Origin of the sequence: Mycolicibacterium arseniciresistens, from assembly GCF_030519285.1 — a bacterium.
In the GTDB taxonomy this organism is placed as follows: domain Bacteria; phylum Actinomycetota; class Actinomycetes; order Mycobacteriales; family Mycobacteriaceae; genus Mycobacterium; species Mycobacterium arseniciresistens.
Map to the genome: position 1 here is coordinate 1 of NZ_JAUMSQ010000589.1, position 428 is coordinate 428.

General features: G+C 75.2%; 1 pseudogene. It reads right to left on the reverse strand.

Annotation, left to right across the window (positions count from 1 at the left end):
* Window positions 1-428 (reverse strand): annotated as a pseudogene (locus Q2100_RS31660) (DUF1298 domain-containing protein); the annotation flags it as partial.

Genomic DNA, 428 nt, shown 5'->3' on the forward strand with positions numbered 1-428 from the left:
CCGCCCGCATGCCCGGATGCGCGGCACGGCGCCTGCGGTCGGCGAGGTCATGCGCGATCCGGTCGGCCCGGCCGGCGAAGTCGAGCTCAGGGTGGAGATCGACGCCGACGTTCCCGAAATGATTGTGCGCCAGCCTTTTCCCGGCCGTGGCCATCGGCACCTCGGCGCCGAGGGTGGCGGGGTCGTCGCCGAGTTCGCGCAGCTGCGCGGCCAGCGCACCCGACACGGCCGCCAGCACACCCGTCGTGACGGTGGGCCCGGGCAGCGCCTGTCGGTGGCGGATGATCGTCCGGACGTGCCGCTCACCGGACGGCCTGGCGTTGGTGCGCAGCGGTGGACGGGTCTCCGCCTGCGGCGGCGTGTGTCCGGCGGCGACATCGTGCAGCAGCCGGCGATGGGTCCGTGCGGCGGTGATCGCCCGGCCGGGC